At 67.5% G+C, this 26544-nt stretch carries 21 protein-coding genes and 1 pseudogene; 14 read left to right on the top strand and 8 right to left on the bottom strand.

The window, feature by feature from the left end:
• From AC6LJW_RS18375 to AC6LJW_RS18340, 8 genes and pseudogenes are all read left to right on the top strand, one after another.
• Positions 1-182: pseudogene (locus AC6LJW_RS18375) on the top strand (FecR domain-containing protein); the annotation flags it as partial.
• 160 nt (positions 183-342) lie between these two features.
• Positions 343-2967 carry a TonB-dependent receptor gene (locus AC6LJW_RS18370; protein ID WP_498087931.1) on the top strand — a complete coding sequence of 875 codons (2625 nt, stop codon included), beginning with the start codon at positions 343-345 and terminating at the stop codon, positions 2965-2967.
• 82 nt (positions 2968-3049) lie between these two features.
• The gene (locus tag AC6LJW_RS18365; RefSeq protein WP_056571874.1) at positions 3050-4096 is read left to right on the top strand and encodes a hemin-degrading factor; all 1047 of its coding nucleotides are present in this window, start codon (positions 3050-3052) and stop codon (positions 4094-4096) included.
• Positions 4097-4117: 21 nt separating this feature from the next.
• On the top strand, positions 4118-4948 hold the full coding sequence (locus tag AC6LJW_RS18360) for a heme/hemin ABC transporter substrate-binding protein (protein WP_427987616.1): 831 nt from the start codon (positions 4118-4120) through the stop codon (positions 4946-4948).
• A gap of 22 nt (positions 4949-4970) precedes the next feature.
• The gene (locus AC6LJW_RS18355; RefSeq protein WP_369819011.1) at positions 4971-5945 is read left to right on the top strand and encodes a FecCD family ABC transporter permease; all 975 of its coding nucleotides are present in this window, start codon (positions 4971-4973) and stop codon (positions 5943-5945) included.
• The gene (locus tag AC6LJW_RS18350) at positions 5945-6730 is read left to right on the top strand and encodes a heme ABC transporter ATP-binding protein (RefSeq protein ID WP_498087930.1); all 786 of its coding nucleotides are present in this window, start codon (positions 5945-5947) and stop codon (positions 6728-6730) included. The genes AC6LJW_RS18355 and AC6LJW_RS18350 overlap by 1 nt, the downstream gene beginning before the upstream one ends.
• Positions 6731-6806: 76 nt before the next feature.
• On the top strand, positions 6807-7289 hold the full coding sequence (locus tag AC6LJW_RS18345; RefSeq protein ID WP_056571865.1) for a YajQ family cyclic di-GMP-binding protein: 483 nt from the start codon (positions 6807-6809) through the stop codon (positions 7287-7289).
• Between the two features lie 18 nt (positions 7290-7307).
• Positions 7308-8213, top strand: a complete 906-nt coding sequence (locus tag AC6LJW_RS18340) for a LysR family transcriptional regulator (RefSeq protein ID WP_056571861.1) — start codon at positions 7308-7310, stop codon at positions 8211-8213.
• Between the two features lie 22 nt (positions 8214-8235).
• On the opposite strand, the gene AC6LJW_RS18335 is transcribed toward AC6LJW_RS18340, so the two are convergent.
• Positions 8236-9681 (bottom strand): AlkA N-terminal domain-containing protein, encoded by a 1446-nt coding sequence (locus AC6LJW_RS18335; protein WP_498087929.1) that lies wholly within the window; start codon positions 9679-9681, stop codon positions 8236-8238.
• Between the two features lie 146 nt (positions 9682-9827).
• Between AC6LJW_RS18335 and AC6LJW_RS18330 the strand changes: the two genes are divergently transcribed.
• From AC6LJW_RS18330 to AC6LJW_RS18320, 3 genes are all read left to right on the top strand, one after another.
• Positions 9828-10388: a methylated-DNA--[protein]-cysteine S-methyltransferase gene (locus tag AC6LJW_RS18330; protein ID WP_498087928.1), complete on the top strand. Its 561-nt coding sequence runs from the start codon at positions 9828-9830 to the stop codon at positions 10386-10388.
• A gap of 83 nt (positions 10389-10471) precedes the next feature.
• A complete protein-coding gene (locus AC6LJW_RS18325) occupies positions 10472-11557 on the top strand; it encodes a tartrate dehydrogenase (RefSeq protein WP_056571855.1) in 1086 nt (361 codons plus the stop codon).
• A gap of 305 nt (positions 11558-11862) precedes the next feature.
• On the top strand, positions 11863-12843 hold the full coding sequence (locus AC6LJW_RS18320; protein ID WP_056571853.1) for a Bug family tripartite tricarboxylate transporter substrate binding protein: 981 nt from the start codon (positions 11863-11865) through the stop codon (positions 12841-12843).
• A gap of 64 nt (positions 12844-12907) precedes the next feature.
• On the opposite strand, the gene AC6LJW_RS18315 is transcribed toward AC6LJW_RS18320, so the two are convergent.
• The 7 genes from AC6LJW_RS18315 to urtA form a co-directional block, all read right to left on the bottom strand.
• Positions 12908-13513, bottom strand: coding sequence for a phosphatase PAP2 family protein (locus AC6LJW_RS18315; protein ID WP_498087927.1), 606 nt, complete (start codon positions 13511-13513; stop codon positions 12908-12910).
• A gap of 306 nt (positions 13514-13819) precedes the next feature.
• A complete protein-coding gene (arsC, locus tag AC6LJW_RS18310; protein ID WP_498087926.1) occupies positions 13820-14248 on the bottom strand; it encodes an arsenate reductase (glutaredoxin) in 429 nt (142 codons plus the stop codon).
• A gap of 84 nt (positions 14249-14332) precedes the next feature.
• Complete coding sequence (gene urtE, locus AC6LJW_RS18305) at positions 14333-15031, bottom strand: urea ABC transporter ATP-binding subunit UrtE (protein ID WP_056571844.1); 699 nt, start codon at positions 15029-15031, stop codon at positions 14333-14335.
• A gap of 2 nt (positions 15032-15033) precedes the next feature.
• Positions 15034-15873, bottom strand: a complete 840-nt coding sequence (gene urtD / locus AC6LJW_RS18300) for an urea ABC transporter ATP-binding protein UrtD (protein WP_056571840.1) — start codon at positions 15871-15873, stop codon at positions 15034-15036.
• A complete protein-coding gene (gene urtC / locus AC6LJW_RS18295) occupies positions 15870-16997 on the bottom strand; it encodes an urea ABC transporter permease subunit UrtC (RefSeq protein WP_427987626.1) in 1128 nt (375 codons plus the stop codon). The genes urtD and urtC overlap by 4 nt, the downstream gene beginning before the upstream one ends.
• Positions 16994-18625, bottom strand: a complete 1632-nt coding sequence (gene urtB / locus AC6LJW_RS18290) for an urea ABC transporter permease subunit UrtB (RefSeq protein ID WP_498087925.1) — start codon at positions 18623-18625, stop codon at positions 16994-16996. Before urtB ends, urtC begins: the two co-directional genes overlap by 4 nt.
• A 36-nt stretch (positions 18626-18661) precedes the next feature.
• Positions 18662-19915, bottom strand: a complete 1254-nt coding sequence (gene urtA, locus AC6LJW_RS18285) for an urea ABC transporter substrate-binding protein (protein WP_056571831.1) — start codon at positions 19913-19915, stop codon at positions 18662-18664.
• 371 nt (positions 19916-20286) lie between these two features.
• Between urtA and atzF the strand changes: the two genes are divergently transcribed.
• The 3 genes from atzF to AC6LJW_RS18270 are packed head-to-tail and all read left to right on the top strand — an operon-like array spanning position 20287 to position 26533.
• Complete coding sequence (gene atzF / locus AC6LJW_RS18280; RefSeq protein ID WP_056571828.1) at positions 20287-22119, top strand: allophanate hydrolase; 1833 nt, start codon at positions 20287-20289, stop codon at positions 22117-22119.
• Positions 22120-22169: 50 nt separating this feature from the next.
• Positions 22170-25808 carry an urea carboxylase gene (uca, locus tag AC6LJW_RS18275; RefSeq protein WP_498087924.1) on the top strand — a complete coding sequence of 1213 codons (3639 nt, stop codon included), beginning with the start codon at positions 22170-22172 and terminating at the stop codon, positions 25806-25808.
• Positions 25805-26533 (top strand): GntR family transcriptional regulator, encoded by a 729-nt coding sequence (locus AC6LJW_RS18270; protein WP_082579083.1) that lies wholly within the window; start codon positions 25805-25807, stop codon positions 26531-26533. The genes uca and AC6LJW_RS18270 overlap by 4 nt, the downstream gene beginning before the upstream one ends.
• Positions 26534-26544 lie beyond the last annotated feature (11 nt).

Raw genomic sequence — 26544 nt, 5'->3', positions numbered from 1 at the left:
CCCGCTACCGGCAGGGCATCCTGCGCTGCGATCCCGAGATCGCGCACCTGCGCATCTCTGGCGCGTTCCAGTTGCACGATACGGATGCGGTGCTGGCTGCGCTGCCCGCGACCTTGCCCGTGCAGGTGCGCTATCGCACGCCGTACTGGGTGACGATCGCGCCCCGCGCCGCTGCGGCGTAAGGCCGCACGCCAGCATGGCAGGCCACATTCACGGAGTTGCCGCGCATTTTTTGGGCGCGTTGAAAATATTTTTGCAAATGCTGTCCGGTTTTGATTTCACGAGGGTCATGGTCTGTATAGGCACACGGATGCCGATACCTGTTGGATCCAAAGGACGACCATGGCTTACTACCCCGCCGGCCGCGCAAGCGGCGCCCGACCAGCCCGAGGCACGCAATGCCAGCTGACCCGTCTTACCGCTGCCGTGCACGCGGCGCTGGCCCTGTCCGCCGCATCCGCCGCGATGCTGCCGGTCTCTGCCGCGCAGGCGCAGGGTGCCGCGGTGACGCAGGCCGGCGCGCGCGGCTACAGCATCCCGGCGGGATCGCTGGCGGATGCGCTGCCGCGATTTGCGGACAGCGCCGGCGTCACGGTGCTGTTCGATGCGGCGCTGGTTGGGCAACGCCGCACCGCGGGATTGCAGGGGGCGTACTCCGTGCATGAAGGGTTCTCGCGGCTTCTGGCGGGCAGCGGGCTGGGGGTGCAGGAACGCAGCGCCGGCGTCTTCGTGCTGCAGGCGCTGCCGCAGGGCAGTGTGACGCAGCTTGCGCCCGTGCAGATCGACGGCGAGGCCGCCGTCGTCACGCCGGCCTGGGAAACGAGCACCGATCGCCGCCGCATGGACGAGCTGCAGATCCGGAACTGGACCGACCTCAGCCGGCGCGCGGAACCGGGGGTGAACTTCAATCGCACGACCAACAGCATCAACATCCGCGGCCTGGACCAGGACCGCGTGCTGACCCGCGTGGACGGCATCCGCCTGCCGTGGCTGGACGACGGCGCGCGCGGCGTGAAGGGCGGCCTGGAAGCCGTGGACTTCAACAGCCTGTCGCGCCTGGACATCGTGCGCGGCGCGGACGCCACCGGCGGCGGCTCGGGCGCGATTTCGGGCATTGCCGACCTCCACACTCTGAATCCGGCGGACCTGCTGGGCGGCGGCAAGACCTTCGGCGCGCTGGCCAAGACCGACTTCGACTCCGCGGACAACAGCTGGGGCGCCAACGCGGCGCTGGCCGGGCAGATCCACAGCAACACGTTCTGGCTGGTGCAGGCGGGTGTGCGCAACGGTCACGAACTGGACAACCGCGGCGACGTCGGCGGCTACGGCGCCAAGCGCAGCGAGCCCAGTCCCGAAGACTACGACCAGCGCAGCTTCCTGATGAAGCTGCAGCAACGGGTGGACGGCGCGCATCTGTTCGGTCTGACGGGCGAATACTTCAAGCGCAATGCCGACATCGACAACATGTGGGAGCAGGGCCCGGGCACCAGCTACCTCATCGGCCAGAACAGCACCCGCAAGGAAACCGAGCGCGAGCGCGTGTCGTTCGACTACACGTACACGGCGCCGGATTCAGGCGGACTGATCGACACGGCCAACGCGGTGGTGTACTGGCAGCGCGTGCGCCTGGACAACTCGCTGGACGGCATCCGCGGCGTGGACGCGCGCGCCCGCATCATTCCGGGCGACCCATTCCGCTACGGTTTTCCCAACGGCCCCTACGGCCGCAGCAATTCGATCCAGCAGACGCTCTTTGGCGCCAGCACGGAATTCACCAAGCGCATCGCGGGCGCGTCGGTGTCGCAACTGTGGTCGTTCGGCGGCGAGTGGTACGGCAACAAGACCGAGCAGAACTCCAGCGGCTATGACAACTGCCCCGTGATCCGTCCCGGCATGCCCGCGCCATTCGGCCCGCGTGCGTGCGACATGCTGCACACCAACCAGGCCGACGTGCCGCAGTCCAAGGGCAACCAGTGGGCGCTGTGGGTGCAGGACGAGTTCAGCTTCGCGGATGGGCGCTACACGCTGGCGCCGGCGCTGCGCTATGACCATTACGAACAGAGGCCTCAGTCCACTGCCGGCTACGAAAGCAATCCCAACGCGGCCGCGCTGCCGCCCAGCAACAGCGGCAGCCGCTTCTCGCCGAAGCTGCTGGCCACGTGGCGGGCGGCGGACCAGCTCAGCCTTTACGCGCAATACGCCTACGGCTTCAAGGCGCCCAGCGCCACCCAGCTCTACACCAACTACGGCGGCCCGGGCACCTATCTGCGCGTGGGCAACCCGTACCTGAAGCCCGAAACCAGCAAGGGCTGGGAGCTGGGCGCCAAGCTCGGTTCCGATGACCTCGGCGGTGCGGTATCGTTCTTTGATAATCGTTATCAGAACTTTATCGATGGCGATGTGCCGCTGAATGCCAGCTCGCCGCAGTGGCAGCCCGGTTGGGCGGGGCAGTATCCGCTGGGCGTGACGGGCAACGTCAACCGCGCCAAGGTCCGCATCTACGGCGCCGAGGCCAGCGCGCACTGGAAGTTTGCGCCGGGTTGGCGCACGTGGGGCTCGCTGGCTTGGGCGGTGGGCAAGGATGAGGGCACGGGGCAGTACCTGAATTCCGTGGCGCCGTTGAAGGCGGTGCTGGGCTTGGGGTATGGCCGCGACGTGTGGGGCGTGGACGCGATGCTCACCACGGCGATGCAGCGCAACAAAGTCGAGTATCCCGATGCGTCGGCCGACGCGCCGAATCCCGACTTCAAGGCGCCGGGCTATGGCGTGGTGGACCTGATGGGCTACTGGCGTCCGGCCGCGGTGAAGGGCTTGCAGGTGCAGGCGGGCGTGTTCAACCTGTTCGACAAGAAGTACTGGGAGGCCATCAACGTGCCGACCGCGGGCGCCACCGCGATCCCGCGTGCGGTGGATTGGTACACGGAACCGGGACGCAGCGTGCGCGTCTCACTGACTTATCAATATTGAGTTCGGTCCGCCGCCATTCGGCGCTGACCGGACCGGCGGCGGTTTTCTGCAGTGTTTTTTTGCACCGGCCGGAGGGCCTACGATGACGAATACCGATTTCTCGACCCGCGCTGAGCAATTGCGCGCCCGCAACGAAACGCTGGCGGCGTCGCAACCCGGGCTGCGCGCCCGCAACCTTGCGGAAGCGCTGGGCGTGTCCGAGGCCGAGTGGGTGGCCGCGGGCTGTGGCGGCGTGAAGGCGACGGCGCTGCATGGCACGCCGCAGGAGATCTTCCGCGAACTGGGCACGCTGGGTGAAGTGATGGCGCTCACGCGCAACGACTGGTGTGTGCACGAGCGTCACGGCATGTATGAGGACATCCAGGCCGACGGTCCGGTAGGCCTGGTGCTGGGACCGGACATCGACCTGCGCGTGTTCTTCACCGCGTGGAAGTCGGCCTGGGCGGTTGAGCAGGATGGCCGCCAAAGCCTGCAGTTCTTCGACGGCGCGGGCGTGGCGGTGCACAAGGTCTACCGCACCGACGGCACGGATGCCGCCGCGTGGGACGCGCTGGTCGCGCGGTTTGCGGGCGAGTCGCAGTGGCCGGTGGCCGAAGCCTATGCGCCGTCCGCCGACGCCGAACAGGTCGAGGACGCTTCCGCCTGGCGCGAAGCGTGGCTGGGCATGAAGGACACGCACGAATTCTTCCCGCTGCTGCGCAAGTTCAAGGTGTCGCGTCTGGCGGCCCTGACGGCGGCCGGCGAAGATCTGGCGCAGCCGGTGCCCGCCGACGCGGTCGAGCGCATGCTGCAGGCGGCGTCGGAATCGGGCCTGCGCATCATGTGCTTCGTGGGCAACCGCGGCATGATCCAGATTCACTCCGGTCCGGTGCAGTCGCTGCGCCGCACGGGCCCGTGGTTCAACGTGCTGGATCCCAAGTTCAACCTGCACCTGAACACCACGGCCATCGCGTCGGCATGGGTGGTCAACAAGCCGACGACCGACGGTTGGGTCACCTCGCTGGAGGTGTACGCCAGCACGGGCGATCTGATCGTGCAGTTCTTCGGTGAACGCAAACCCGGTCAGCGGGAAATCCCGCAATGGCGCGACCTGATGGTCGGCCTGTGCAGCGCGCCGCTGGCCGCTTGAGCGCATAAGGAAACGAAAGCGATGAAGAAATGGTTGGCAGTGGCGGCATGGTTCCTGGCAGCTGGCGCACAGGCGGGCCCGCCCGAACGGGTGGTGACGCTGGGCGGCAGCGTGACCGAGATCGTGTATCAGCTCGGGCAGGGCGGCAAGCTGGTGGGAGACGATCTCTCCAGCCTGTACCCGGAGGCCGCGACCAAGCTGCCGCGCGTCGGCTATTACCGTGCGGTGCCGGTGGAGGGCGTGCTGGCGCTCAAGCCCGATCTGGTGCTGGCGTCCGAGCAGGCCGGTCCGCCCGACGCGCTCAAGCGCCTGGGTGACGTCGGCGTGCGCATCGTCACCGTGCCGGACGCGCCGTCGGTGGATTCGCTGAAGGCGCGCATCCGCAACATCGCCGAGGCGCTGGACGTGGCCCCGGCGGGCGAAACCCTGGTGACCGAGATCACCCGCGACCTGAAGGCGGTCGAGGCGATTCCGGTCACCGGCGCGCGCGCCATTCTGGTAATGAACCGCACCGGCACGCTGCAAGGCGCGGGCGGCGGCACGGCGGCCAACGAAGTCATGACGATGGCGGGGTTGGCCAATGTGCTCAAGGACCAGCAGGGCTACAAGCCGCTCTCGGCCGAAGCGGTCAGCGCGCTGGCACCGGACCTCATCGTGGTGACGCGCACTTCGCTGGAAGCGTCCGGCGGCGTGGACAAGCTGCTGGCGCTTCCTGGACTGGCGTCCACGCCCGCCGCCGCGCGCAAGCGCGTCATCGTCATGGATGACCTGCTCCTCTTGGGCATGGGCCCGCGCCTGCCGTTGGCGCTGACCGAACTCAAGCGGGAGGCGGCCGGTGTCATGGGGCGCTAGCGCAAAGCGCGTCTCCGCGCCGCTGGCGCTGGCAGTTTTGGGCGCCGCGCTGGTGGGGGTGGCGCTGGCCGCCAGCAGCAGCGGCGCGGTGCAGATTCCGCTGCGCGACATGCCCGGGCTGCTGTTCGGCGACCCCGCCGCGTCAGATGCGCTGTGGCGCAACGTGCTGATCGACATCCGGCTGCCTCGGGTGCTGTTTGCGATGGTGGCGGGCGCCGCGCTGGCCATCACGGGCGCGGCGATGCAGGCGCTGTTTCGCAATCCGCTGGCCGAGCCCGGCCTCATCGGCATTTCGGCGGGCGGCTCGCTGGGCGCGGTGGCCGCCATCGTGCTGACCTCGGGCGGTTTCTGGGTGCTGGCGCCGGCCGCCTTCGCGGGCAGCCTGCTTGCCACTTTTTGCGCGTACACGCTGGGGCGGCGCGTGCCCGGTATGGCGGGACTGCTGCTCGCGGGCATTGCCATCAACGCGGTGGCGGGCGCCATGATTGGTCTGTTCACATTCGTGGCCAATGATGCGCAATTGCGTGATCTCACTTTCTGGACGATGGGCAGCCTGGCAGGCGCCAACTGGACGCTGCTGGCGTTCCTGGGGCCGTGGGTGCTGCTGATGTCGTGGTGGCTGATGCGCCAGTGGCGCGTCATGAATGCCTTGCTGCTAGGCGAGCGCGAAGCGCAGCACCTGGGCTACGCGCTCAAGCGCGTGCGCGCGCAGCTCGTGCTGGCGTGCGCACTGATCGTCGGACCACTGGTCGCCGCTACTGGCGGCATCGGCTTTGTCGGCCTGGTGGTGCCGCATCTGGTGCGCATGACGCTCGGCGCGAACCACCGCTGGCTGCTGCCCGCCTGCGTGCTGGGCGGCGCGTTGGCGCTGACGCTGGCCGACTGGCTGGCGCGTGTCGCCGTCGTGCCGGCCGAGCTGCCGATCGGGCTGGTGACCAGCCTGGTGGGCGGACCCTTTTTCTTGTGGCTGCTGGCGCGCGGCCGGAGGCACGGTTGATGCTTGCAGCCGACGATCTCGTTTTGACGCGCGGGGGCAACCGCATCCTGGACAAGGTGTCGCTGGCGGTGCGGCCCGGCGAGGTGGTGGGCCTGTTGGGCGCCAATGGGGCGGGCAAGTCGACGCTGCTGGGCGCGATGTCCGCCGAACTGACGCCCGATGCCGGCACGGTCCGTCTGGGCGATGCCGACGTGCAGCAACTGGCGCACCGCCAGCAGGCCCGCCTGCGCGCCGTGCTGCCGCAAAAGCCCGGACTCAGTTTCGATCTGGACGTGCGCGACGTGGTGGCGATGGGGGCGTACCCGTTTCCGGAACTGTCGCCCGCGCAGGTGGACGCGCTGGTGGATCAGGCGCTGGGCTGGGCCGACGTGTTGCATCTGAATGCGCGCCGCTATCCCGAGCTGTCCGGCGGCGAGCAGCAGCGCGTGCAGTTCGCACGGGTGCTGGTGCAGTGCAAGGCCGCGCGCACGCAGGGGGAACCACGCTATCTGCTGCTGGATGAGCCCACCGCCAGCCTGGATCCCAAGCATCAGGGCGACCTCTTGCGCGTCGCGGCGGGCCTGGCCCACGACGGCGATACGGGGGTACTGGTGATCCTGCACGACATGAACCTGGCGGCGCGCTGGTGCGACCGCTTGCTCCTCTTGTGCGGCGGCCGCGGCATTGCGGCCGGCACGCCGGCAGAGGTGCTGACGCCGAAGAACCTGTTCCTGGCCTACGGCATCGACGCCCACGTCATGCCGCACCCGCTGCAGCCGGAGCGACTGCTGGTCGTCACCACATGACGGCGTGACGCCGGGCGCGGGGCCGGTAAAATGGCGGGCATTGCATTTTTCGCCAATTTTTACAGGATCCCGTGTCATGCCTACTTTTGACGTCGTCTCCGAAGTCGACAAACACGAACTGACCAACGCCGTCGACCAAGCCAACCGCGAGCTGTCCACGCGCTTCGACTTCAAGGGCACCGAAGCCAAGTTCGAACTCGAGGGCTATGTCGTGACCCAGGTCGCTTCCAGCGCGTTCCAGCTCAAGCAGATGCTGGACATTTTGCGCGGCCGCCTGTCGGCCCGCGGTATCGACGTGCGCTGCCTGGACGTGGCCGACCCGCTCGAAAACCTGGGCGGCGCCCGCCAGAAGGTCACCATCAAGCAGGGCATCGAACAGCCCGTGGCCAAGAAGCTCATCGCCGCCATCAAGAACGCCAAGCTCAAGGTCGAATCGCAGATCAACGGTGACAAGCTGCGCATCTCAGGCAAGAAGCGCGACGATCTGCAAACCGCCATCGCGCTGCTGAAAAAGACCGACGTCGAGCTGCCGCTGCAGTTCGAAAACTTCCGCGACTAAGCCGCGCGAGCCGCACAGATGGGGCATTCCAGCGAACTGCTCCTTGTCGTTGAACTTGCGCGCGCGGGCGGCATGTCGGCCGCGGCGCGTGAGCTTGACGTCACGCCCGCCGCCGTCAGCAAGCGGCTAGCGCAGATCGAGGCGCGTCTTGGCGTGCGGCTCTTTAACCGCAGTACCCGGCGCCTGAGCCTCACCGCCGAGGGCGAGGTCTATCTTGAGAACGCCCGGCGCATCCTGGGCGAAATCGACGATCTGGACGCGCTCATCGCCAGCCGTCAGGCGGCCCCGCGCGGCCTGCTCAAGGTCAATGCGCCGCTGGGATTCGGCCGCAGCTACATCGCGCCCGCCATCGCGGAGTTCGCGCAGCAGTATCCCGAGGTCTCGCTGCAATTGCAGCTGACCGACCGGCCGGCCGACTTCGTGCGCGAGGCCTTCGACGTCGCCGTGCGCTTTGGCGATTTGCCGGACACGAGTCTCATCGCCCGCAAGATCGCGCCCAACCGGCGCCTGGTCTGCGCGTCGCCCGGCTACCTGAAAAAGCATGGCACGCCGGCCACGCCGCACGACCTGGCGCGGCACCAGTGCATCGTGCTGCGCCAGAACGAAGCCGCCTATGGCCTGTGGCGGTTCACCAAGGGCCGGCGCAGCGAAACCGTGAAAGTGCGCGGCAACCTCAGCAGCAATGATGGGGAGGTCACGCTGACCTGGGGACTGGCCGGCCTGGGCATTCTGCAGCGCGCGGAATGGGACCTGGCACGTTACCTGCGCAGCGGCCGGCTGGTGCAGGTGCTAGAGGACTACGCGTTGCCGCAGGCGGACATCTACGCCGTCTTTCCCGAACGGCACCACCTGTCCGCCAAGGTGCGGGTGTTTGTGGATTTCCTGGTGGCGTACTTTGGCGAGGGGTCGGAAGGGCGGTGGTGACGAGGCCGCTGACCGGCCGCGCTCACGACGTCCACAGATGCTGCGCCGCGTAGGCGCGCCACGGCCGCCAGGCCTCGGACCGCGCCAGAAGCTGTGCGGGCGTGTAGGGCCGCGACTCCAGTTTTTCCAGCGCGCGGATCAGGCCGATATCCGCATACGGAAACGCATCCGGCTCGCGCAACTGACGCAGCGCGATGTACTGCGCCGTCCATTCCCCCACGCCCCGTATCGTGCGCAGCCGCCGCACGGCGTCTTCCAGATCGGCGGCGGCGTCAAAGAGATGCGGGTCCGCGACGGCTGCCGCAGCCACAGCGGACAGCGTCGCGGCGCGGCTGCGCGGCATGCCCAGCGAGGCCAGTTCGGCGGCGGCCACCGCCTCCGGCTCGGGGAAGACGTGCGTCAGCGCGCCGTCCGGCTGCGCCAGCGGCATGCCATGCGCCGCGACCAGCTTGCCGGCCAGCCGGATGGCCGCGGCCACCGTGATCTGCTGTCCCAGCACCGCCCGCATGGCCAGTTCAAACCCGTCCCACGCGCCCGGCACGCGCAGCCCCGGCCGCGCCTGCATCAGTGCCGTCATGATCGGATCCGCCGCAAATTGCGCCGCGATTGCCGCCGGGTCGCTGGCCAGATCGAACACGCGGCGTAAACGCGCGATGATCGCCGGCAGCGACTGCAGGCGAGGAAAGCGCACCGTCACTTGAAGCGCGTCGCCCGCGCCCGGCCGGACCGTGACCGTGCCCTGCACGCCGTCCAGGCTGACGGTGCGCGCATAGGTGTCGCCAATCACAGACTCGACGCCGGGGATGGCGCGCAGCCGCAGGAAGGCCAGCATGGCGTCCCAGTCGTAGGGCGGGCGGTAGCGCAGGAGCAGTTTGATTTCCCCATCTTGGCCCGCCGGCACCTCCGGCTTGCCTGAACGCCGCAGTTCGCCGGGCGCCCGGCCGAACAGGTCCAGAAACACCTCGTTGAACCGGCGGATGCTGCCGAAACCCGCGGCAAACGCGATCTCGGCCATGGGCAACTGCGTTTCATGGATGAGCTGCTTGGCCAGCAGCACGCGCCGCGTCTGCGCAAACGCGACGGGCGAGGCGCCCAGGTGCTGACGGAACTGGCGGCGCAACTGCCGCTCGCCGACGCCCAGGCGCTGCGCCAGCGCATCGACACCTGCCTCGTCCAGCGCGCCCAGCTCGATGCGCTGCAACGCGCGCGCCACGCTGGCCGGCAACTCGTGGCCAGGGCCGACCTCCGGTGCGGTTTCCGGCCGGCAGCGCAGACAAGGGTGGAAACCGGCCTCCTGCGCGGCCGCAGCCGTCGTGAAGAACGTGACGTTTTTCGACAGGGGCGTGCGCGCCGGACAGACCGGGCGGCAATAGATGCGGGTGGTCTTGACGGCCGTGAAGAAGCGGCCGTCGTAACGGGCGTCGCGCACCTGGATGGCGCTGTAGCAGGCATCGTGGTTCAGGTTCATGAAGCGATGCTACCGCCCTCCGGCGGGCAAGATCTAGCGGTTTTCGGACAGGGTTGTGAATGTCACACTGCTGTCCGAAAACCGCCAGCGCCCGGTCCGGCGGCGGGTCTATATTGGCGGCTTGCACACCTATCCGGAGCGACATTATGCCGGTACACACTTTTTTGCTGGAACGCGTGCCCACGCCCATCGGCCGAATGCTCGTGCTGACGGATGCGCAGGACGGCCTGCGCGCCGTGGACTGGGAAGACTACGAACCCCGCATGCACCTGCTGTTGCAGCGGCAGTATGGCCGGGGCGTGGTGCAACTGCAGGACGCTTCGCAGCCCTCGCAGGCAAGCCGCGCGCTGCAAGCGTATTTCGACGGCGACGTGGACGCCATCACGGATCTTCCGGTCGCCTTCGGCGGCACGCCATTCCAGCAGCAGGTCTGGCACGCGCTGCGCGGCATCGACGGCGGCTGCACCGTCAGCTACGGCACGCTTGCGGCGCGGATTTCCCGGCCGACTGCCGTGCGCGCGGTCGGGCTGGCCAATGGCGCCAATCCCGTGGGCATCGTCATTCCCTGCCATCGCGTGATCGGCGCCAACGCCGCGCTGACGGGCTACGGCGGCGGTCTGCACCGCAAGCGCTGGCTGCTGGCGCACGAGGCCGGCTGGCGCAGCGCGCAGCCGCCGACCCATTCCGCACTTTCAACTGCAGGTTGAAAATGTTGTGAATTTGGGCGCGTGCGCTGCGCGCCGGGCTCGGTACAGTGCCAGCAGACTCATTCGCACGGAGCGCTGGCACCATGAAGACCTATCGTATTGCAACCATTCCCGGCGACGGCATCGGCAAGGAAGTGATTCCCGCCGGCCAGCGCGTCATGCAGGAACTCGCGGCCCAGGGCGGTCTGCGGTTCGAATTTGAAGATTTCGACTGGGGCGGCGACTACTACCGCAAGCATGGCGTCATGATGCCGTCCGACGGGCTGGACGCGCTGCGCGACAAGGACGCGATCCTGTTCGGCTCGGCCGGCGATCCCGACATCGCCGACCACATCACCTTGTGGGGCCTGCGCCTGAAGATCTGCCAGGGTTTCGACCAGTACGCCAACGTGCGTCCCACGCGCATCCTGCCGGGCATCGACGCGCCGCTCAAGCGCTGCACGCCCGAGCAACTGAATTGGGTGATCGTGCGCGAGAACTCCGAAGGCGAGTACTCGGGCGTCGGCGGCCGCGTGCATCAAGGCCATCCCATCGAGGCCGCGACCGACGTGTCGATCATGACGCGCGCCGGCGTCGAGCGCATCCTGCGCTTCGCGTTCAAGTTGGCGCAGTCGCGGCCACGCAAGCTGCTGACGGTCGTCACCAAGTCCAACGCGCAGCGCCACGCCATGGTGATGTGGGATGAAATCGCCGTGCAGGTCAGCCGCGAATTCCCCGACGTGACCTGGGACAAGGAACTGGTCGACGCCGCCACCGCCCGCATGGTCAACCGGCCCGCGACCTTGGACACCATCGTTGCCACCAACCTGCATGCGGACATCCTGAGCGACCTGGCGGCCGCGCTGGCGGGCAGCCTGGGCATCGCGCCGACCGGCAACATCGACCCCGAACGCCGCTATCCGTCCATGTTCGAACCCATTCACGGCTCCGCCTTCGACATCATGGGCAAGGGACTCGCCAATCCGGTCGGGACGTTCTGGTCGGTGGTGATGCTGCTTGAGCACCTGGGCGAAACCGAAGCGGCAGCACGGCTGATGCAGGCCATCGAAAGCGTCACCGCCGATCCCGCGCTGCACACCGGCGACCTGGGCGGCCGCGCCACGACCGAGCAGGTCACCAAGGCGGTCTGCGCGAAGCTGGCGGAATCGGCGCAGGCGAAGGCGGCGTAGCGGGATTCCGGGCGCAGACACCGTGCACCGATGTCGGTGTCTGACACCCGGGGGAGAGGATGGTCGGCTTGGCGCAGTGCTTCAGCGGGTGTCAGACACCTGGCGATGAGTGTTTCAACGCATGCGTAGGTGTCTGACACCCTATGGAGAAAACGGCCGGTTTGGCGCAGTGCTTCAACGGGTGTCAAACACCTGGAGATACGACATTGGCAGCCCCCCGGCGCAGGTACGAGGACTTCAGATCCGACGCCTGCGCCCGGCATCACAACAACAAGCGAAGTTCATTCGTAGTCAGGAGACAAATCATGCATAAGAAAGCGATGACCGCGCGCGCCTTGGCGTTCGCCTGCCTGATCGGCGTTTCGTTCGCGGGCGGCGCGCAGGCGCAGTCCTATCCCGCGCGTCCTGTGAACCTGATCGTGCCGTTTCCGGCTGGCGGCACGACGGATGTGCTGGCGCGTGCGCTGGGACAGGAATTGGCCAAGAGCCTGGGCCAACCGGTAGTGGTCGAGAACAAGCCCGGCGCCGGTTCGACGCTGGGCGCGGATTATGTCGCCAAGGCCGCGCCCGACGGCTACACGCTACTGATGGGCGCGGTTCATCACACCATCGCCACCAGCGTCTACAAAAGCCTGCACTACGACTTCCAGAAGGACTTCGCGCCGGTCACCACGGTGGCGCTGGTGCCCAACGTGCTGGTCGTCAATCCGAAGGTGCAAGCCAAGGACGTGGCGTCGCTGTTGAAACTGGCGCAGGCTTCGCCCGGCAAGCTGACCTACGGCTCCAACGGCATGGGCACGGGGCAGCACCTGATCGGCGCGCAGTTCGAACGCGCGGGCCATGTGCAGTTGCTGCATGTGCCGTACAAGGGCAGCGGACCGTTGACCACCGATCTGCTGGGCGGTCAGATCGACATGTCGTTCGACACCATAACGCCGGTGCTCGCACACATCCAGAGCGGCAAGCTGCGCGCGCTGGCCGTCACCACCAACCAGCGCTCGGCCGCGCTGCCGGACGTGCCGACCATGGAAGAGGCCGGCCTGAAGCCCTTCAACATGGGCACGTGGTTCGGCGTGCTGGCGCCGGCGGCGGCGCCCAAGGAGGTGGTCGACCGGCTGAATGCCGAGATGGTGAAGATCATCCGTTCGCCGGACTTCACGCGCCGCATGGCCGAGATCGGCGCGGTGCCGATCGGCGATACGCCCGCGGAGATGAAGGCGCGCATCGGCGCGGATACCGCGAATTACGCGAAGCTGGTCAAGGAAGCGAAGGTCGCGGTGAATTGAGGCGGCAGGGCGGGGAAGGGCGCGGCCTTCGCGGCCGCTGCCGCCCCGGGCGTCGCGTCCGCCGTCACGCCCGAATCCATCCTCGCGCAATCGGCAGGGCCAGCACCTTGCGATACAAGCCCTGCGTCACGGCGGTTAACGGTGCGCCCGCACGGCGCCAGACGGGAATCGTAACGGCGGCGGCAACAGGCGCCAGCAGCAACCCGCCCGCGATATCCAGCGGAAAATGCACGCCCAGATAGACGCGCGACGTTCCCACGAGCACGGCGCCCGCCAACGCCAGCCAGCCCCATCCGGCCCAGCGCCGGTCCAGGATCAGCGCAAAGGCAAAGGTCGCGATGATGATCGTGTGATTGCTGGGAAAGGACGAGGTGGCCTTGTGCGTGAAAAACGCGTGCCCCAGACCGGCGACGAAGGGCCGCGGATGCGGCCACAGCACGCCGCACAGATAACTGACGCCCAGCGCCACGGTAATGCTGGCCAACGCCTTGAGCATCAGGCTGCGCTGGGCTTCCTTGCCCCATAGCCATACGATGGCCATGACGCCGGGCACCAGCAGGATGAGCTTGTTCGCCACCAGCATGGCGGCGTGGATCTGCCAGTCCGGCGTGGCGGGGGCGGCGTTGATCAGTAGAAATAGGGACTGGTTGAGGGCTTCCAGGGAATTCATGACACGTCATCGCGCTGTAATAACTTGCTTGCTGCGATGGTAGTTCGGCTTCCCTTCAGTTTCCTTGCAGAGGCGGCGAATTGGCCTTCCGAATGGGCTTTTTTGTATGCGATATGGGCGATTCGCCAAAACTTCACCAAAGACCGTGAATTCCGATTCCGTTGCCCACAAATGCGGCGACGTTAGTCCCTGTTTTGCGGGCCAGGATCACGGCTATAGAGTGGTCGGCCGGTTGGAATTTCAATAGCGCAGCGTAAAGAATCGCTGCCCCTTCGTCGTTGCCAAGTCTGAATTGCGCGCCCGCGTCTACTTCTGGATGCGATTGCCTTGCGCGTCGATAACCGGCTCGCCACTTTCCTTCGAGAAGGCACCCTTCTGCGGCGACGGAAGAATGTCCAGCACCAGCTCACACGGCCGGCACAGCTTCGCGCCCAGCGGCGTCGACACAAAGGGGCGGTTCAGAAGGATCGGATGCTGTTCGATCGCGTCCAGCAGCGCGTCATCCGACAGCGACGTGTCATCCAGGCCGAGTTCCGCATAGGGCGTGCCCTTTTCGCGCAGCGCGTCACGCACGCTGATGCCAGCCTGCTTGAACAGCGCCTGGAGCGTGTCGCGCGAGGGCGGCGTTTCCACGTACAGCACGACCTGCGGCTCGATGCCGGCATTGCGGATCAGGCCCAGCGTGTTGCGGGAGGTGCCGCATTTGGGGTTGTGATAGATGGTGACGTCGGACATGAGGGCTCCTGTTTTGGGTTTGGCGCAATGCAAAACCGGAGCATAGTCCATTCGCGGCGCCGTACCGTGGCCCGGCGCCACGCATCACACCGACAGATGACGCCGCACGTCCTCGCCGTCTATGGCATCGCGCCCGCCGCTTGCCACCACTTCACCGCGCGACAGCACCACGAACTGATCCGCGAGTTCGCGCGCGAAATCGAAATACTGTTCGCACAACAGGATCGCGATGTCGCCGCGCTGGCGCAGCATGTGGATAACCCGCGCGATGTCCTTGATGATGGACGGCTGGATGCCTTCGGTGGGCTCGTCCAGGATGATGAGCTTGGGTTCGGCCACCAGCGCCCGCGCGATGGCCAACTGCTGCTGTTGCCCCCCCGACAGATCGCCGCCGCGCCGCGACAGCATGCTTTTCAGCACCGGGAACAGCTCGAAGACTTCCTCCTTGATGCGGCGTGCGCGGGCCGCGGGCTTGGTCGCCATGCCCATCAGGATGTTCTCTTCGACCGTCAGCCGCGCGAAGATGTCGCGGCCTTGCGGCACATAGGCCATGCCTCGCGCGGCGCGCTGGTGCGGCGCGAGGCGGGTGATGTCGGCGCCGTCGAAGGCGATACCGCCGCGCGCCACGGGCAGCACGCCCATGACGCACTTGAGCAGGGTGGTCTTGCCCACGCCATTGCGGCCCAAGAGCGCCAGGCACTCGCCTTGCCGCACCGACAGCGACACGCCGCGCAGGGTGTGGCTGCCGCCGTAGTATTGGTCGATCGTGCTTACGTCCAGCATGTTCAGCGCCCCAGATAGACTTCGATCACGCGCGGGTCGGCCTGCACGCGGCTCATCGGGCCTTCGGCCAGCACCGACCCCTCGTGCAGCACCGTCACCTTGCCATCGCCCGCGATCTGGTTCACGAAGTCCATGTCGTGTTCCACCACCATCAGGGAATGCCGGCCACGCAATTCGTTCAAGAGTTCGCCGGTGCGTTCGGTCTCGGCGTCGGTCATGCCGGCCACGGGTTCGTCCAGCAGCAGCAACTGCGGCTCCTGCATCAGCAGCATGCCGATCTCCAGCCACTGCTTCTGACCGTGAGACAAGAGGCCAGCGGGCCGCCAGACCTCGGGCCGCAGCCGGATCAGGTCGAGCGTCTCGCCGATCCGGTCGGCCTGTTCGCCGGACAGCCGCGAGAACAGGGTGGGGCGGACGCGCTTGTCCGTCTTCATCGCCAGCTCCAGGTTCTCGAACACCGTGTGCTGCTCGAACACCGTGGGGCGCTGGAACTTGCGGCCGATACCCGCGTGCGCAATCTGCGCCTCGCTCAGCGTCGTCAGGTCGATGCTCTGGCCGAAGTAGGCCGTGCCCGCCGTGGGCCGCGTCTTGCCGGTGATAACGTCCATCATCGTGGTCTTGCCCGCGCCGTTGGGGCCGATGATGCAGCGCAGTTCGCCCACGCCGATGTCCAGCGTCAGGTCGTTCAGCGCCTTGAAGCCGTCGAAGCTGACCGTGATGCCTTCCAGGTACAGGATGGCGCCGTGGCTGGTGTCCAGGCCCTTGGGGCTGACGCGGCCATAGCCGGCGTCGCCGCTCGGGCCGCCGTCCAGCGTTGCCGATTCGGTGTGCGTGGTGGTCATGCCTTCTTCTCCTGGATGCGGGCCGCGATGCGGCGGGCAAGACCGACGATGCCGGTTGGCAGGAACAGGGTCACCAGCACGAAGATGAGGCCCAGCGCATATAGCCAGTATTCCGGCAGCACGCTGGTGAACCAGGTCTTCAGCCCGTTGACGGCGCCCGCGCCGATGATGGGACCGATCAGCGTGCCGCGCCCGCCGGTCGCCACCCAGATGACCATCTCGATGGAGTTTTCGGTGGACATCTCGCCGGGATTGATGATGCCGACCTGCGGCACGTACAGCGCGCCGGCGATGCCGCAAAGCACGGCCGACAGCGTCCACACGAACAGCTTGAAGCCCAGCGGGTCGTAGCCGATGAAGCGCACGCGGCTTTCGGCGTCGCGCACGGCGGTCAGCACACGGCCCAGCTTGCTTTGTGTAACCATGCGCGCCACGATCAGCGCGCCGGCCAGCGCCGCGAGCGTCACCCAGTACAGCGTGGCGCGTGTGCCCGGCGCGGTGATGTCAAAGCCCAGGATGCGCTTGAAGTCGGTAAAACCGTTGTTGCCGCCAAAGCCCGTGTCGTTGCGAAAGAACAGCAGCATCGCGGCAAAGGTCAGCGCCTGCGTGATGATCGAGAAGTACACGCCCTTGATGCGCGAGCGGAAGGCAAAGTAGCCGAAGACGAAGGCCAGCACGCCGGGCACCAGCACCACCAGCAGCATCGCGTACCAGAAGTGTTCCGTGAAGGACCAGTACCAGGGGTAGGTCTTCCAGTCCAAAAACACCATGAAGTCTGGCAGGTCGCTTTGGTAGACGCCGTCGCGGCCGATGGCGCGCATCAGGTACATGCCGTGCGCGTAGCCGCCCAGCGCAAAGAACAGGCCGTGGCCCAGCGACAGGATGCCCGCGTAGCCCCACACGAGATCCAGCGCCAGCGCCGCCATGGCGTAGCACATGAACTTGCCCAGCAACGCCACGGCATAGGCGGACACATGCAGCGCATGGCCGGGCGGGAACCACAGGTTCATCAGCGGCAGAAGGGCCAGCAGGACGACGCCCGCGGCCAGCGCGGCCCACACCCGGCCCGAGAAGATCGGGCGGCGCGCCAGCAGGGTGAGGTCGGTCAGCGCGTTCTGTTTCATTCGACGCTCCGGCCCTTGGGGGCGAACAGGCCTTGCGGCCGCTTTTGGACAAACAGCACGATGAGCACCAGGATGGTGATCTTGGCCATGACAGCTCCCGCGTAAGGCTCCAGGAATTTATTCACGCCGCCCAGGCCCAGTGCGGCGATGACGGTGCCGGCAAGCTGGCCCACGCCGCCCAGCACTACCACCATGAACGAGTCGACGATGTAGCCGCGGCCCAGATCCGGTCCCACGTTGCCCAGTTGGGACAGCGCCACGCCCGCCAGCCCGGCGATGCCGGAGCCCAGGCCGAAGGCCAGCATGTCGACGCGGCCGGTGGGCACGCCCACGCAATCGGCCATGCGCCGGTTCTGCGTGATGGCGCGCACGAAGAGGCCAAGCCGCGTGTGGTTCAGCAGGGCCCACACCAGAAACACCACAAAGAAGGCAAAGCCGATGATGACGAGCCGGTTGTACGTCAGCACCAGCCCGCCCAGCACGGTCACGCCGCCCGACATCCAGCTGGGGTTGCCGACCTCCACGTTCTGCGCGCCGAACAGCGACCGCACGCCCTGCATCAGCATCAGGCTGATGCCCCAGGTGGCCAGCAGCGTTTCAAGCGGGCGGCCATACAGCCAGCGGATTACCGTGCGTTCCAGCGCCATGCCCACCAGCGCCGTCACCACGAAGGCAAGCGGCAGCGCGGCCACGACATACCAGTCCAGCCATCCCGGTAGCCAGGCGCGGAACACGGTCTGCACCACGTATGTAACGTAGGCGCCGATCATCAGCAGCTCGCCGTGCGCCATGTTGATGACGCCCATCAGGCCGAAGGTGATCGCAAGGCCCAGCGCGGCCAGCAGCAGCACGCTGCCCAGGCTGACGCCGTAGAAGAGATTGCCGGCCCATTCGATCGTGGCCAGGTGCCGGTCGATCTGCTTCACCGCGTTGGCGGCCGCCTCGCGCACGCCGGCATCAGGTTCCGCGTAGGCGCCGTCGCGCTCCTGCGTCAGCGCCGCCAGCGTCGGCCGGAAGGCAGCATTCTTCGTGTCGCCCAGCACCTGCACCGCGTGGCGGCGCTTGGCGGCGTCTTCGCTTTTCAGTTCCAGATTGGCCTGCGCGATCAGCAGCGCGTCGCGCACGGCCTCGTTCTTTTCCGCCGCCAGCGCCTTGTCGAGCATGGGCAGGCGCGCGGGGTCGCCGGTCTGCTGCAGCCGCCGGGCCGCGGCGAGGCGCTCGTTGGCGTTGTCGGAAAACAGGCGGGAACCCGCCAGCGCGGCCTCGATGGCGCGGCGCAGGCGGTTGTTGATGGAGATGGTGCCCGCGCCGGCGGGCAGGTCCACCACCGCCCCGGTGGTCGGATCGGTGGCGCGCGGCCCGCCGGTGCCGATCAGCACGCGGCCGTCGGCGGTGGCGTAGAGCTGGTCGTTGCCCAGCGCCTGCAGTACCGCTGCGGCGCCGGGGTCCGGCAGTTGGCCCAGCGCGGCAATCGCTTGCAGCCTGGCGTCGGTGTCGTCGCCGGCCAGCGGCGCAAGCAGGGCCTGGTCCACGCCGGCGGCGGCCGCGGGAGCGGCCAGCGCCGGCACGGCGATCAGCCATGCCAGGAGGAAACGAGGCAAGAAGTGTGCGATTGCCGCGATGCGCATGGCTGCCTTTTCCTTGGGGCGGGTTGAGACTGGGGACTAGAGACCTTGCTTGCCTTCGTTGCCCGGGATGTACGGACTCCAGGGCTGGGCGCGGATCGGACCCTTGCTCTTCCACACCACGCTGAACTGGCCGTCCGCCTTGATCTCGCCGATGTAGACGGGCTTGTGCAGGTGGTGGTTGGTCTTGTCCATCTCGATCGTGTAGCCGTCCGGCGCGTTGAACTTCTGCCCGCCCATCGCGGCGATGACCTTGTCCACGTCGGTGGTCTTGGCCTGTTCAACGGCCTGCTTCCACATATGGATGCCGATGTAGGTGGCTTCCATCGGATCGTTCGTCACGACCGTGTTGGCGTTGGGCAGGTTCTTGGCCTTGGCGTAGGCCTTCCACTTTGCGATGAACGCGTCGTTGACGGGGTTCTTGACGGACTGGAAGTAATTCCACGCGGCCAGGTGGCCGACCAGCGGCTTGGTGTCCACGCCGCGCAGTTCCTCTTCGCCCACGCTGAACGCCACAACCGGCACGTCGGTGGCCTTCAGGCCCGCGTTGCCGAGCTCCTTGTAGAAGGGCACGTTCGAGTCGCCGTTGATGGTCGAGATCACGGCCGTCTTGCCGCCGGTGGCGAACTTCTTGATGTTCGCGACGATGGTCTGGTAGTCGGAGTGGCCGAACGGGGTGTAGACCTCGTCGATGTCGCTGTCCTTCACGCCCTTGGAATGCAGGAAGGCGCGCAGGATCTTGTTGGTGGTGCGGGGGTAGACGTAATCCGTGCCCAGCAGCACGAAGCGCTTGGCGCCGCCGCCGTCTTCGCTCATCAGGTATTCCACGGCGGGAATGGCTTGCTGGTTGGGCGCCGCGCCCGTGTAGAACACGTTCTTCTCCAGCTCTTCGCCTTCGTACTGCACGGGGTAGAACAGCAGACCGTTCAGCTCCTTGAACACCGGCAGCACCGACTTGCGCGACACCGACGTCCAGCAGCCGAAGACCACGGCCACCTTGTCCTGCGACAGGAGCTGGCGCGACTTCTCGGCAAACAGCGGCCAGTTCGACGCGGGGTCGACGATCACGGCCTCGAGCTTCTTGCCCATCACGCCGCCGTTGGCGTTGATCTCTTCGATGGTCATCAGGGCCACGTCCTTGAGTGACGTTTCCGAGATGGCCATCGTGCCCGACAGCGAATGCAGGATGCCGACCTTGATGGTGTCCTCGGCGGCGTGGACCTGCGGCATCCATCCGGTCATGGCCAAGAGGCTCGCGGCGGTCAGTTGCTTAAGGGCTAGTCTGCGTTTCATAGTGACTCCTGGATGGAAGGTGCCGGCCTGGCCGGCGAGAGAACGTTCTGAAAAAGCAGTCGCACAGGGAGTCAAAAGCAAAACGCGTGCCAAGTTCTGGCAGGCATGCGGCTGCTGTATGAAGCGGGCGGGTTTACGCGAAGGCGTGTGGCGATGGCTGCGCCGCGCGGGCGTGATCAGAACGGTGCCGTCTGCACACAATCGGTGCGCGATGCGCGCGATGATGGTGCGGCTTGCACGCCGCAGCCATCGCATGCGAAGGCCGCGGGCGCGCGGTCCTGCCGCGTTTCAGAGGGAAAGCGCCGCGCGCCGCCAACATGGCACGCACTTTGCTTGGGAATCCGTACTTGTATACAAGAAAGGATTCCAGCATGAATGCCGCAGCAACGCAGAAGCACTCCGCCGGTTGGACGATCGCGCAATGGCAGGCCGCCTACCGTGACGGTGCGCAGCCTGAAGGCTTGTTGGCCGGCTACGCGGCCGCCCCGGACGACGCGGAGGACAACGCCTGGATACGGCGCGTGGACTGCGTGCAGCTAGACGAACAACTCGATGGTCTGCGCCTGCTGCTGGCCGCGGCAGGGGGCGACATCTCGCGCCTGCCGCTGTATGGCGTGCCTTTCGCCATCAAGGACAACATCGATGCGGCGGGCTGGCCCACGACCGCGGCGTGCCCCGAGTTCGCGTACACGGCGCAGGAAGATGCGACCGTCGTGCGGCGTCTGCGCGCGGCCGGCGCCATCCTGATCGGCAAGACCAATCTGGACCAGTTCGCGACCGGCCTGGTGGGCACGCGCTCGCCGCATGGCGCCGTGGCCAACACGTTTGATCCCGCCTACGTCAGCGGCGGCTCCAGCTCCGGCTCCGCGTCGGTGGTTGCGCGCGGCATCGCGGCGTTTTCGCTAGGCACCGATACGGCGGGCTCCGGCCGCGTGCCCGCCGGCTTCAACAATATCGTCGGGCTCAAGCCCACCAAGGGTTGGCTCAGCACCGCAGGCGTGGTGCCCGCGTGCCGCACGCTCGATTGCGTGTCGATCTTTGCGCTGACCGTGGACGACGCCGACAAGGTGGCGCAGGTGGCGGGCGGTTTTGATGACGCAGATCCGTATTCGCGCGCCATGCCGGCGGGCGCGTCGCTGCCGTGGCCGAAGGCGCCGCGCCTGGCCGTGCCCGCGTCGCTGGAATTCTTTGGCGACACGCAGGCCGCCGCCGTGTTCGACGACGCGGTGCGTGCGTTGCGCGCGGATGGCGCCCAGGTCGAGCCCATCGACTTCGCCCCGTTCAGCGAACTGGCCGCGCTGCTGTACCAAGGACCGTGGGTGGCTGAACGCTTTGCCGCGGTGGAAGCGTTGTGGAACGAAAACCCTGGCGCCATCAATCCGGTGGTGCGCGGCATCGTCGAGCAGGCCGCGAACTACAGCGCGCTGGACGCGTTCAAGGCAGAGTACCGGCGCGCCGAACTGACCCGCCAGATCCATCGCGCGCTGGAAGGCTTTGACGCGCTGGTCGTGCCGACCTCGCCGTCCATCTACACCATCGCCCAGCTTGAGGCAGACCCGGTCACGCTCAATTCCCGCCTGGGTGTCTACACCAACTTCGCCAATTTGGCCGATCTGTCCGCGCTGGCCGTGCCGGCCGGCATGCGCGCCGATGGGCTGCCGTCCGGCATTACGCTGATCGGCCTGGCGTGGCAGGACCGCGCGCTGGCGCAGTTCGGCAAGCAATGGCAGGCGCGGCGCGGGCTGCCGTTGGGCGCGACCGGCATGCCGCTGCCCGCGCTGGCGACGGATGGCGCACCGTCCGCGGACACCGTGCGCGTGGCGGTCGTGGGCGCGCATCTGACCGGCATGCCGCTCAACCATCAACTGACGTCGCGTCACGCGGTGTTTGTCGAAAAGACGGCGACGGCGGGCGACTACCGCCTCTTCGCGCTGGCCAACACGACGCCGCCCAAGCCGGGGCTGGTGAAGATGGAAAGCGGCGCCGCCATCGAGGTCGAGCTTTGGGACGTGCCGGTGACGGCGTTCGGCGCGTTCGTGGCCGAGATCCCCGCGCCGCTGGGCATCGGCACGCTGGAGCTGGCGGACGGCCGGCTGGTCAAGGGCTTTATCTGCGAACCGCGCGGCCTGGACGGCGCGCGCGACATCACCTCGTTCGGCGGCTGGCGCGCCTACCTGGCCAGCGTGAACGCCGCCGCCCGCTGACTACCCGCTACCCATCCGATAACCCCGCCCTCACATCAGGGAGTCGCACCGTGTTCGATACCGTTCTGATTGCAAACCGCGGCGAAATCGCCGTCCGCGCCATCCGCACCCTCAAGCGGCTGGGCATCCGCAGCGTGGCCGTCTATTCCGATCCGGACCGCAATGCCGCGCACGTGCGCGAGGCCGATGTGGCTGTGGCGCTGGGCGGCGAGAAGGCGGCCGACAGCTACCTGCGCATGGACCTGCTGCTGGCCGCCGCGCGCGAACAGGGTGCGCAGGCGATCTACCCCGGCTATGGTTTTCTGTCTGAAAGCGCCGAGTTCGCCGACGCCTGCGAGGCCGCGGGCGTCGCCTTTGTCGGTCCCACGCCTCTGCAGATCCGCGAGTTCGGCCTGAAGCACCGTTCGCGCGAGCTGGCTGCCGAGGCCGGTGTGCCGATGACGCCGGGCACCGGACTCCTGTCCAGCCTGGGCGAGGCGCTGTCGCAGGCCGAGCGCATCGGTTATCCGGTGATGCTCAAGAGCACGGCGGGCGGCGGCGGCATTGGTCTCTCGCGCTGCGAGAACGAGGCGGAGCTGACCGTGGCGTTCGACAGCGTGCAGCGCATGGGCGAGCACTTCTTTCGCGATGGCGGCGCGTTCATCGAACGCTATGTGGACAACGCGCGGCACGTCGAGGTGCAGATATTTGGCGACGGCGCGGGCCGCGTGCTGGCGCTGGGCGAACGCGACTGCTCGGTGCAGCGCCGCAACCAGAAGGTCATCGAGGAAACCCCCGCGCCGCAGTTGCCGGCCGCCACGCGCGCCGCGCTGCTGGAGGCGGCCGTCAAGCTGGGCGAATCGGTGAACTACCGCTCCGCCGGCACCGTGGAGTTCATCTACGATCCGGCGCGCGACAGCTTCTATTTCCTGGAGGTGAACACGCGCCTGCAGGTCGAGCATCCGGTGACCGAAGCTGTCACCGGCCTGGATCTGGTGGAGTGCATGTTGCGTGTGGCAGCAGGCGAGCCGCTGGATTTCGCGGCGATGTCGCGCGCGCCGCAGGGCGCATCCATTGAAGTGCGCCTGTACGCCGAGGATCCGCTGCGTCAGTTCCAGCCTTCGCCCGGCGTGTTGACCGAGGTGTCGTTCCCGGACGGCGTGCGCGTCGACGGCTGGGTCGAGACCGGCACGGAGGTGCCCGCGTTTTACGACCCGATGCTGGCCAAGCTGATCGTGCATGCGGACACGCGCGAGGCCGCGCTGGACGAGCTGGCCGACGCGCTGGCGCGCACGCGGCTGCACGGCATTGCGACCAACCTGGATTACCTGCGCCAGATCGTGGCCGACGCGCGCTTTCGCGCGGGGCAGCTGTCCACGCGCTTTTTGGAAAGCTTTACGTACCGCCCCGCGGCGATCGAGGTCGTGGAAGCCGGCACCTACACCAGCGTGCAGGATTATCCCGGCCGCGCGGGCTACTGGGACATCGGCGTGCCGCCGTCCGGTCCCATGGACGACTACGCGTTTCGCGTCGCCAACCGCATCGTCGGCAACGCGCCCGATGCGGCCGGTATCGAGACCACGCTGGTCGGGCCCACGCTGCGCTTTCACGGCGACGCAGTCGTGGCGTTGACCGGCGCATCGTGCGCCGCAACGCTGGACGGCGAGCCGGTGCCGATGTGGCAGCCGATCTTCGTGAAGTCGGGGCAGGTGTTGGCCACCGGCCGCGCACTGTCGGGTTGCCGCAGCTACCTGGCGGTACGCAACGGCCTGGACGTGCCGCTCTACCTGGGCAGCCGGTCCACGTTTGCGCTGGGCCAGTTTGGCGGGCATGCCGGCCGCACGCTGCGCGTGGGCGACATGCTGCCCGTGATCCGCCCCGAGCTGGCGGGCGCCAACGCCGCCCCGCCCGAAACCCTGCCGCAGGCCGCGCCCGCGGCACTGATCCCCGAGTACGGCAGCACCTGGGAGATCGGCGTGCTGTACGGGCCGCATGGCGCGCCAGATTTCTTCCTGCCGGAGGCCATCGACGCTTTCTTCGCGACCGACTGGGAGGTTCACTACAACTCCAATCGCCTGGGCGTGCGCCTGATCGGACCCAAGCCCACCTGGGCGCGCGAGAACGGCGGCGAGGCGGGGCTGCACCCGTCCAACATCCACGATTGCGAGTACGCGATCGGCAGCATCAATTTCACGGGCGACAGCCCCGTGATCCTGACGCGCGACGGCCCCAGCCTGGGCGGCTTCGTCTGCCCGGTCACGATTGCCCGCGCCGAACTGTGGAAGGTGGGGCAGGTCAAGCCCGGTGACCGCATCCGCTTCGTGCGCATCGACTACCCGCAGGCCGTGGCGCTGGAGGCCGCGCAGGACCGCCGTATTGCCGACCTGGCGCCGGCGGTTCCCGCTGCGACCGAACCGGCGCCCGTGCCCGCGACCGTCTCCGAGACCATCGTGGCCGCGCTGCCCGCCGAAGGATCGCGCCCGTCGGTGTCGTACCGGCAGGCGGGCGACGGCTACCTGCTGCTGGAATACGGCGACAACGTGCTGGACCTGGCGCTGCGCATGCGCATCCACCTGCTGATGGAAGCGTTGAACGCCAACCCCGTGGCCGGCGTGCTGGAACTGTCGCCGGGCGTGCGTTCGCTGCAGATCCGCTACGACAGCCGCGTGATCCTGCAGGGCGCGCTCATCGCAAAGCTGCTGAAGATCGAGGAAGGGCTGGCCGACGTCGCCACGCTGAAGGTGCCCACGCGCGTCGTCTACCTGCCCATGGCCTTCGAAGACAGCGCCACGTTGGGCGCGGTGCAGCGCTATCAGGAGACCGTGCGGGCGAGCGCGCCCTGGCTGCCGAACAACGTGGACTTCATCCAGCGCATCAACGGCCTGGATTCGCGCGACGAGGTGCGCCGCATCGTCTTTGACGCCAGTTATCTCATCATGGGCCTGGGCGACGTCTACCTGGGCGCGCCGTGCGCGGTGCCGATCGACCCGCGCCACCGCCTGCTGACGTCCAAGTACAACCCGGCGCGCACCTTTACCGCCGAGGGCACGGTGGGTATCGGCGGCGTCTACATGTGCATCTACGGCATGGATTCGCCCGGCGGCTATCAATTGGTGGGACGCACGCTGCCCATCTGGAACAAGTTCCTGAAGAACCCCGTGTTCCAGGACGGCAAGCCCTGGCTGCTGCGCTTTTTCGATCAGGTGCGGTTCTATCCCGTCACCGAGGCGGAACTGGACGTGCTGCGCGAGGACTTCCGGGAAGGCCGCGCCACGGTCCGCATCGAAGAAGAGATGTTCGACTTCGCGGCGCATCAGGGCTTTGTGGCCGAGCAGGCGGATAGCATTGCGGCTTTCCAGGCGCGCCAGAAGACGGCCTTCGATGCCGAGGTGGCGCTGTGGAAGAACGAGGACGTGGCGTTGGAGGCGCCCGCCGCGCAGCCCGAGGCCGAGACCGTGCTGCGCGATGGCGAACGTCTGGTCAGCGCCGACATGTGCGGCAACATCTGGAAGATCCCGGTCCAGGTGGGGCAGAGCGTGTCGGCCGGCGACACGCTGGTGGTGGTCGAGGCCATGAAGATGGAGCTGTCCGTCATCGCGCCGGCGTCAGGCACGGTGTCCGCGATCCGCTGCGTGCCCGGCAAGCCGGTCAACGCGGGCGATCCGCTCGTCGTGATCACCGAAGACGCCACGTGCGTCGTGACCGGATGATGCGGCTGGAAGCCGTCCAGGCGGGCCCGGCCATCCGTCCGTCGCCGGCGCTGGCCGGCTCGCTGGCCGACCAGGTCTACCAGCGCATCAAGGACGACCTGTTCGGCTTCCGGATGCTGCCCGGCGAACGCTTCACCGAGGCCGATCTGGTGGCGCGGCTGGGAGTGAGCCGCACGCCGGTACGGCTGGGCTTGGCGCGGCTGGAACGCGAAGGGTTTGTGCTGGCACGGCCGCGCAGCGGCTGGCAGGTGCGGCCCTTCGACTTCGAGCGCTTCGAGGCGTTGTACGACGTGCGCGTGGTGCTGGAACTGGCGGCGGTGGACAAGCTGTGCGCGCGGCAGGACATGGATCAGGCCGGGATGCTGGGCGCGTTGACCGACGTGTGGCTGGTGCCGCCTTCGCAGCGCATTCTGGACGGCCGGCTGGTGGGGCAACTGGACGAGGCGTTTCATTGCGCGCTGGTGGCCGCGGCCGGCAATCCCGAGATGGCGCAGATCCACCGCGACGTGACGGAAAAGATCCGCATTGTGCGGCGGCTGGATTTCACCAAGGACTTCCGTGTGGATGCCACCTATGACGAACACGCGGCCATCCTGCGCGCGGTGCTGGCGCGCCGCACCGACGAGGCTGCGCGCCTGCTGCGGTCCCATATCGACATGAGCAAGGCCGAGGTACGCAAGATCACGCTGCACATGCTGCACGAAGCGCGGGCGCGCGCCGGTTGAAAGGCAGGCCC

This window comes from Achromobacter sp. 1012554356, from assembly GCF_059760815.1.
The sequence above is the reverse complement of the archived record's forward strand: the minus strand, read 5'-3'. Positions and strand labels throughout refer to the sequence as shown.

Coding starts and splice junctions, on each gene's coding strand:
- urtE (WP_056571844.1), bottom strand. CDS start 15,031: ATGCTGGACGTAAGCACGATCGACCAATACTACGGCGGCAGCCACACC.
- AC6LJW_RS18325 (WP_056571855.1), top strand. CDS start 10,472: ATGAAGACCTATCGTATTGCAACCATTCCCGGCGACGGCATCGGCAAG.
- urtA (WP_056571831.1), bottom strand. CDS start 19,915: ATGAAACGCAGACTAGCCCTTAAGCAACTGACCGCCGCGAGCCTCTTG.
- AC6LJW_RS18340 (WP_056571861.1), top strand. CDS start 7,308: ATGGGGCATTCCAGCGAACTGCTCCTTGTCGTTGAACTTGCGCGCGCG.
- AC6LJW_RS18330 (WP_498087928.1), top strand. CDS start 9,828: ATGCCGGTACACACTTTTTTGCTGGAACGCGTGCCCACGCCCATCGGC.
- AC6LJW_RS18315 (WP_498087927.1), bottom strand. CDS start 13,513: ATGAATTCCCTGGAAGCCCTCAACCAGTCCCTATTTCTACTGATCAAC.
- AC6LJW_RS18365 (WP_056571874.1), top strand. CDS start 3,050: ATGACGAATACCGATTTCTCGACCCGCGCTGAGCAATTGCGCGCCCGC.
- AC6LJW_RS18350 (WP_498087930.1), top strand. CDS start 5,945: ATGCTTGCAGCCGACGATCTCGTTTTGACGCGCGGGGGCAACCGCATC.
- AC6LJW_RS18360 (WP_427987616.1), top strand. CDS start 4,118: ATGAAGAAATGGTTGGCAGTGGCGGCATGGTTCCTGGCAGCTGGCGCA.
- urtD (WP_056571840.1), bottom strand. CDS start 15,873: ATGACCACCACGCACACCGAATCGGCAACGCTGGACGGCGGCCCGAGC.
- AC6LJW_RS18335 (WP_498087929.1), bottom strand. CDS start 9,681: ATGAACCTGAACCACGATGCCTGCTACAGCGCCATCCAGGTGCGCGAC.
- arsC (WP_498087926.1), bottom strand. CDS start 14,248: ATGTCCGACGTCACCATCTATCACAACCCCAAATGCGGCACCTCCCGC.
- AC6LJW_RS18270 (WP_082579083.1), top strand. CDS start 25,805: ATGATGCGGCTGGAAGCCGTCCAGGCGGGCCCGGCCATCCGTCCGTCG.
- urtC (WP_427987626.1), bottom strand. CDS start 16,997: ATGAAACAGAACGCGCTGACCGACCTCACCCTGCTGGCGCGCCGCCCG.
- atzF (WP_056571828.1), top strand. CDS start 20,287: ATGAATGCCGCAGCAACGCAGAAGCACTCCGCCGGTTGGACGATCGCG.
- AC6LJW_RS18320 (WP_056571853.1), top strand. CDS start 11,863: ATGCATAAGAAAGCGATGACCGCGCGCGCCTTGGCGTTCGCCTGCCTG.
- AC6LJW_RS18345 (WP_056571865.1), top strand. CDS start 6,807: ATGCCTACTTTTGACGTCGTCTCCGAAGTCGACAAACACGAACTGACC.
- urtB (WP_498087925.1), bottom strand. CDS start 18,625: ATGCGCATCGCGGCAATCGCACACTTCTTGCCTCGTTTCCTCCTGGCA.
- AC6LJW_RS18370 (WP_498087931.1), top strand. CDS start 343: ATGGCTTACTACCCCGCCGGCCGCGCAAGCGGCGCCCGACCAGCCCGA.